Source organism: Adlercreutzia equolifaciens (assembly GCF_029076695.1).
In the GTDB taxonomy this organism is placed as follows: Bacteria; Actinomycetota; Coriobacteriia; order Coriobacteriales; family Eggerthellaceae; genus Adlercreutzia; species Adlercreutzia equolifaciens_A.
Map to the genome: position 1 here is coordinate 1 of NZ_JARFIK010000212.1, position 325 is coordinate 325.

General features: G+C 63.4%; 1 protein-coding gene. It reads left to right on the forward strand.

Annotated features, from left to right (window positions below; all coding sequences use genetic code 11):
- Positions 1 to 325 (forward strand): hypothetical protein (locus tag PZH32_RS12100; RefSeq protein ID WP_275208503.1); only part of this gene is annotated, 325 nt, incomplete at both ends.

A 325-nucleotide genomic window follows, 5' to 3' on the forward strand; every position in this document is an offset into this window, starting at 1 on the left:
CTCCTATAACGGCGTGGACTACAGCGACAGTGGCGCTCCGGTAAACCTGACGGCTGACAACTGGACCGTGCTGGTGACCGACTGGGACGCCTCGGCCACCTATCACGCCCAGGCGGGCGGCAGTCCGCTGTGGACTTCCAAGGGTCTGGCGCTGGCTCATGCCGGCTATGGCTGGTCGCCGGCGAACTACTATCTGAGCGCCGGCGGCGTCAACAACACCGCTGCCCAGTTCCCCGATATCTCCAGCGCCCGTACCCAGGATAAAACGTATCCGATCTGGCAGTTCAATCTGGGCCAGCTGAGTGCGGCGGCGGATAACTACACC